This is a genomic window from Paenibacillus sp. CFBP 13594, from assembly GCF_014842675.1.
In the GTDB taxonomy this organism is placed as follows: Bacteria; Bacillota; Bacilli; order Paenibacillales; family Paenibacillaceae; genus Paenibacillus; species Paenibacillus amylolyticus_B.
Genome location: NZ_JACYVQ010000011.1, coordinates 176,768 through 183,292, shown reverse-complemented (window position 1 = coordinate 183,292; position 6,525 = coordinate 176,768). Strand labels below are relative to the sequence as shown.

The following is a 6,525-nucleotide window of genomic DNA, read 5'->3' as shown; positions in this document are numbered from 1 at the left end:
GTGCTGGCAAGGGCGCACGGCGCATCGCCGTGCGCTGCTTGGCGCGGGCAGCGGCACGCCGGCCCCGCGCTGGTGCAGGCCTGCGCCCAGCAGTGGCCTGGCGCAGGCCGGCTTTGCCTTTGCGGGTGCGGCTGGCTCTTGCCGCTCTGCTCGCACTCGCAGAGCCAACTTTGCCTGCTCTGCCAACAACACTGCCTGTGCTGCTCGCTTTCCTTGCAGCAGCTTTATGCGCTGCACCTGCAGATGTACCCGCTTTGGTCAGGGTACTGCGTTTCCCTGACTTCACACCTCTGACTCCAGCAGACCCTGTACCTGCTGGTGCCGGAGTGCCACTGCCCATAAATACGGCCGGGTGGATGCCCCGGGGCTTACCCGACACGGAGGCCCTAGCGGCCCCGGTGCGTGTCACTACTCTCACGCCATTCCCTCCTTTGGCATGCACGAGGATTGTCGCTGCGCAAAGCGCCGGAGCATCCTTCCAGCTCCGGCGCAGAGTGTTCTGCTCCCATGGGGCACCGCACAGCGGTAGCATCAGTCGCATATATTTTAGGGCAATTGTCCTTTCATGCGGACAGCTGCTTCCTGGAGCGATTCAAATGTACCTGCATCACTCCAGTATTTCTGCAAAATGTCGTATTCCAGCCCGCCAGCAGACGCATAGTGATTATTCACATCCGTAATTTCAAGTTCTCCACGCGCAGACGGCGCAATGTTGCGAATCAGGTTAAATACATGATCGTCATACATGTATATGCCCGTCACACAATAAGAGGTCTTCGGCTGGCTTGGCTTCTCCTCAATGTACGAGATTCGCTCTGGATGCTTTGGATCAAAAACAGGCACCCCGTAACGTCGTGCATCATCCACCTCTTTGAGCAGAACTCGCGCTGTACCCGCAGGTTGCTGCATGTAACGGTCCACATAAGGCTTCAGATCATCGCTGAAGAGATTATCTCCGAGAAGCACAACGAATTTTTCGCCAGGAAGAATAAAAGTGGTCGCCAGATCCAACGCTTCCGCAATCCCGCCTGCCTTTTCCTGAATGCGATACGTCAACTTCACCCCATGATCCGCTCCGCCACCAAGATACTCTGTATATAACCCGGCGGAATGTTTGTTGATCACAATCAATAGTTCATCAATGCCTGCCTGGCGGAGTCTGTCGATGCCATACATAATCATCGGATGTTTACCGACTGGAAGCAGATGTTTGTTAATGAGCCGGGTCAGCGGATACAGTCTAGTTCCTGTTCCGCCGGCAAGAATTACACCTTTCATTCCACGTTCCCTCCTTCATCGGATATGTCCATATATTCAAGCGGATCGACATGCCATTTGTTCATAAAAATCGAACGATTACGCTCAAGCAGCTGTTTCCACGCTACCGGATCTGTCTTCTGGAAGCTGGCACTTCCCTGATGATGCACGAGAACATCTCCACAAACCAGCAGGCGATATCCCTGCAATCTTGCTCTATAACAATAATCGTCATCCTCATAGTGTCCCGGAGAATATGCCTCGTCAAGCAGTCCAACCGATTCCACGACATCTCGTTTCATCAGCATGCACAGACCGACGATCCGGCGTACTTCCCTCCACCTTGAAGAATCCGCAATATTATTGGAATTGGCCAACTCCTGAAAATGTTCCATATCCCGAAACTGCAGTTTAATCTGCTGGATGCCGCTTGCATAATTCGTAACAGGACCCGTGATTCCAATACTTGCGTCACTGTACAGAGCCGTTCGCAGGTTCTCCAGCCAACGGGGCGTGACCGTAACATCATTGTTCAACAGCAGCAGCTCATCCCCGCAAGCGGCACGAAGTCCAGCGTTACACGCTGCCGGAAACCCCCGATTGTCCGGGAACCTGACAAATCGAATTAGCTCCAGCGCACAATATTCAGCCGTTCCATCGGTCGAACCGTTATCTACCACGATAATTTCATATGACGCAGGATCGCCCGAGTATTGACGTATGGCATCAATGCAGGGCCTGATCAGATCCAGACCATTGTAAGTTGGGATAATCATACTCGTCAGTGTCATTAGGCGTTCCTCCTGTAAGCCACTTCTACACGGGAGAGTGTATGTGCCTGGGCTGGATTCCAACCTGTACCCAGCAATGTAGCCAGTGCCTCCAGATGATCTCCGATGATCAATTTGGCGACATCATTCCCACTTCCCGTGTTACCAGGACGCAACCGATTGGAACGAATAACATCCACCTGACTTGGTGCAGAGACGTTCATTCCATGCTGAATAGCTAGACTTTGTGCCTTAGGTGGAACGGCCAGTGATGCTGGCTTCACGGTCTCAATCATACGACGAGATAATGCATGAGGCACGGCTGTCATGGAGTTGGAACCAAGATCTGCCCTGCCTAATGTTCGGTTCAGATATGCTTTGATCCGGCTTACCTCATCCTGCCCTGCAAACGCAGGAAGCAAAGACGTCAGATTATTCAACGCCACATCCTGTCCCCGATCAACCGCGAACAGAAAGGGTGCAAGCTGTTCAGCCGAGACGACCATATCTCCATCCACAAAAAGTACCGTCTCCGCATCCGTCATCTTGGCTCCAAGTGCCCGGCCCACATCATGTCCTGCCCGATCCGGTTCATAGATTACTGTAAGTCTCGGCTGCCTTAGTACCTGCTTCAAACTGTCATCTGTCGTTCCATTCAGTACCACAATAATATCCGTTAGAGGCAACCGCTTCAGTTGCAATAACACCTGCCCCAGTGTGTGTTCCTCATTACAGGCACAGACAACGGCAGCAGCCGAATGACGAAGAGGTAATGGCACGATCTGGAATGAATGTCCCGAGGCCTGAGCATAACCTTGCATAAATGCCTTACCTGCTTTCAGGACTAGCTCGAAGTTGCTTAGCTCCGCAACGTTCGCCGCGTGTGCATTCCATACGAGACGTGCGTGTTTTTCTGATACTGTGTTGTTCGTCTTTGCCTCGCTTCCTGCAACTTGCCCCGCTTTCCACATCAAGTGCAGATCTACTTGGCCAGACTTTGATCGGCTTCTTCTTGTTTTTTTAATATCTACATGTTTTTTGTTCCTAAGACGCTTGTTCATTCCTGTTCTTCCTGCTGTCGTTTGTCTATTTGTTGACCGCCTGCGGCGGACAACCCCTGAACGTCCCTTCATTTCCTCACCTCCAGCATGCTGCATCATCCGATGCGACATGCTTACCTCGCCAGGTTGCGAACACGTTGCAGATCGGTATAACCTCCCCGGGGACCGAGCGTATCCGTTATCCACTTGATCGCTGCCATATGATCATTGAGTACCACTTGACTTAGCAGATCAGGTCCGCTTCGCTTTTTGATTCGTACTGCATTCATTCTACCCACAGGTACGTGATGAACAGCGCGTACCCGAAGTCCGCCGATCACTGCCTTCGCTTGTGCGAGTGGCGGAACTTCCAGTGAGGATATCCCCATGACCTCAAGTCCTGCTCGGCTTATTGCATGTGGAATAGCTGTCATGGATGCTCCTCGGAGATCGGATCTTGCGAGTATGCTGTTCAACATGTGTTTGGCCTCCACTACCGGATGAACGGGATGATGAGTGACTGGCCCATGGTAGTCGTTAAGCGCCACATCCGTTCCCTTCAGCACAGCCTTCACGTAAGGTGCAAGGTGCTCTGCGGGAATTACGATATCTGCATCAGTAAATAACAATACCTGACCGCGCGCCTCCGCTGCGCCTACTTTTCGTCCTCCATCATGCCCCAGCGCTTCGGCATACTTGAGCACTCGTGCTCCAGCCCGTTTGGCTGCATTAGCCGTACCGTCTGTTGAACCATTCACAACGACAAGCACTTCAGCATCACGGCATATCCGTAGCGCTTCACGTACAACTGCACCAATCCTTTTCTCCTCATTCATGGCAGGGATAATGACCGAGAGCATCGGTCGCTGAGAAACATCTCTGTGTAAAGGAGCATCACTCATGCCATTTTCCGTTCCATTCTCTACTCCATCCTTGGCCTGTGACATCAGCTGTTTGGATGGAATAACGAACGTATAGGCCTTTGTACCCTTTTTTTGTCCAGACTTCCATCTTCGTTTCTTCAGCACTGTTTTTCTTCGTGTCACATTGGATCGGGTTGCATAACGTGCTTTGGTACGGTTTTTGCGCAACAGTTTCACCTCCCGCATTCGATCATCGGCATGCCAAGGGAGTACACGTTATTCTATGTATTCGTGGAGCAGTGGAAACGGCGTTTGTCCTTGCACGAAGCAGGTTCTCCCTGTGAACACGAGGGTACAGGCCTTGCTTTTAGACAAAATACGTCAAATTATGTGAAAAACGTACCTCTCCCCTACTTCAGACACAATTTTAACAAAAATCTAAATTTGTATCTTTTCCAAAGTTTTACATTGTGATAATATACGTTCCAAGCAGTTTTATTTACAAAAATAACCTTGTGGTGAACATAAGTTCCCATACATTTTTTAAATCAATTTATTGACCTAAGGTTGATTAGATGATGACCTCATTCACAGAACCTGTTAAGCAGATACATTTTACTCTTGAGAGGAGTGATGCCGTTCAGAACACACTGCCTTTGTCATTTACGCAAACCCGGATTGAACACCCCAGTTTTCCGTGAACGTATCTTCTACCTGCGCAATTGGACAACCCCCGGCTTTCTGAAAGAGGAACACAATAGACGATTAAACCTTCGGGCTGAACTGAATAAACGGTTATCCTTTTTGTTTGGTGTCGTGCTTAACACTTCCCGAGCTAAGGCCAAGCCGATTTTGTTCCAATCGTTTCTTGTCTTATTCCACGCTTCAGGTTCAGCCCCACGCTCCGCGCTGCCCAAGTTGCAGACGGAATTCCAACCGAGACTGGCATAAACATTTTCCAACCACAAAAATAAGTTTAAGAATGGGAGAGTTTACTATGAAATTCGCCAAAGTTATGCCAACAATTCTTGGAGGAGCTCTTTTGCTCGCTTCCGTATCCTCTGCTGCTGCAGCTCCAGTGTCTGATCAATCCATTCCACTTCAGGCCCCTTATGCCTCTGAGGAGGGTATTCCATTGAACAGTGGAACAGATGACACCATCTTTAATTACCTTGGACAGCAGGAACAATTCCTGAATTCCGATGTGAAATCCCAGCTCAAAATTGTCAAAAGAAACACAGATACATCTGGCGTAAGACACTTCCGCCTGAAACAGTATATTAAAGGTATCCCGGTTTATGGTGCAGAACAGACGGTCCACCTGGACAAAACCGGAGCCGTGAGCTCCGCACTTGGCGATCTTCCACCGATTGAAGAGCAGGCCATTCCGAATGATGGTGTAGCCGAGATCAGCGGAGAAGACGCGATCCGTATTGCAACCGAAGAAGCAACCTCCCGGATTGGAGAGCTTGGCGCCGCGGAAATCACGCCTCAAGCTGAATTGAACATCTACCATCATGAAGAAGATGGTCAGACGTATCTGGTTTACATTACGGAAGTAAACGTACTGGAACCTGCCCCTCTACGGACCAAATATTTCATTAACGCAGTGGATGGCAGTATCGTATCCCAGTTTGACCTCATTAATTTTGCCACTGGAACAGGTACAGGTGTGCTTGGAGATACCAAAACCCTGACAACCACCCAATCCGGCAGCACCTTCCAACTGAAAGACACCACTCGCGGCAATGGCATCCAAACGTACACGGCAAACAATGGCTCCTCACTGCCTGGTAGCTTGCTCACAGATTCGGATAATGTATGGACTGATCGTGCAGGTGTAGATGCTCACGCTCATGCGGCTGCTACGTATGATTTCTACAAAAACAAATTCAACCGTAACGGTATTAATGGTAACGGATTGTTGATCAGATCAACCGTTCACTACGGCTCCAACTACAATAACGCCTTCTGGAACGGGGCACAGATTGTCTTTGGTGACGGAGACGGAACGACGTTCCGATCCCTGTCTGGTGACCTCGATGTTGTGGGTCATGAATTGACGCATGGTGTCATTGAGTACACAGCCAATCTGGAATATCGTAATGAACCAGGTGCACTCAACGAAGCCTTTGCCGATATTTTTGGTAATACGATCCAAAGCAAAAACTGGCTGCTCGGGGATGATATCTACACACCTAACATTCCAGGAGATGCGCTGCGCTCCCTCTCCAACCCCACATTGTATGGTCAACCTGACAAATACAGCGATCGCTACACAGGCACACAGGACAACGGCGGTGTCCATACCAACAGTGGTATCATCAACAAAGCTTACTACCTTGCTGCTCAAGGCGGAACACATAATGGTGTGACTGTCACCGGAATCGGCCGGGATAAAGCAATCCAGATTTTCTACAGCACACTGGTGAACTACCTGACACCAACGTCCAAATTTGCCGCTGCCAAAACAGCTACCATTCAAGCAGCCAAAGATCTGTACGGAGCAACTTCCGCTGAAGCTACTGCTATTACCAAAGCGTATCAAGCTGTAGGCCTGTAAAATCTAATTTTAATGTGGTTGAACTTATAATG

General features: G+C 49.9%; 7 protein-coding genes. 2 read left to right on the top strand and 5 right to left on the bottom strand.

What is annotated here, in order from left to right:
• The 5 genes from IFU39_RS27600 to IFU39_RS27580 all read right to left on the bottom strand — a co-directional run.
• Positions 1-418: hypothetical protein (locus IFU39_RS27600; RefSeq protein ID WP_206759600.1), on the bottom strand; the 418-nt coding region annotated here is incomplete at its 3' end.
• A gap of 128 nt (positions 419-546) precedes the next feature.
• Positions 547-1,278 carry a sugar phosphate nucleotidyltransferase gene (locus IFU39_RS27595; RefSeq protein ID WP_074096322.1) on the bottom strand — a complete coding sequence of 244 codons (732 nt, stop codon included), beginning with the start codon at positions 1,276-1,278 and terminating at the stop codon, positions 547-549.
• Entirely contained in the window at positions 1,275-2,048 is a 774-nt protein-coding gene (locus tag IFU39_RS27590) for a glycosyltransferase family 2 protein (RefSeq protein WP_192135942.1), read from the bottom strand. The genes IFU39_RS27595 and IFU39_RS27590 overlap by 4 nt, the downstream gene beginning before the upstream one ends.
• Positions 2,048-3,160: a glycosyltransferase family A protein gene (locus IFU39_RS27585; protein WP_192135940.1), complete on the bottom strand. Its 1,113-nt coding sequence runs from the start codon at positions 3,158-3,160 to the stop codon at positions 2,048-2,050. Before IFU39_RS27585 ends, IFU39_RS27590 begins: the two co-directional genes overlap by 1 nt.
• 41 nt (positions 3,161-3,201) lie before the next feature.
• On the bottom strand, positions 3,202-4,167 hold the full coding sequence (locus IFU39_RS27580; RefSeq protein WP_342345683.1) for a glycosyltransferase family 2 protein: 966 nt from the start codon (positions 4,165-4,167) through the stop codon (positions 3,202-3,204).
• A 441-nt stretch (positions 4,168-4,608) separates the two neighbouring features.
• Between IFU39_RS27580 and IFU39_RS27575 the strand changes: the two genes are divergently transcribed.
• Entirely contained in the window at positions 4,609-4,881 is a 273-nt protein-coding gene (locus tag IFU39_RS27575) for a hypothetical protein (protein WP_146118070.1), read from the top strand.
• A gap of 46 nt (positions 4,882-4,927) precedes the next feature.
• Positions 4,928-6,493 carry a M4 family metallopeptidase gene (locus IFU39_RS27570; RefSeq protein WP_091020865.1) on the top strand — a complete coding sequence of 522 codons (1,566 nt, stop codon included), beginning with the start codon at positions 4,928-4,930 and terminating at the stop codon, positions 6,491-6,493.
• Positions 6,494-6,525 lie beyond the last annotated feature (32 nt).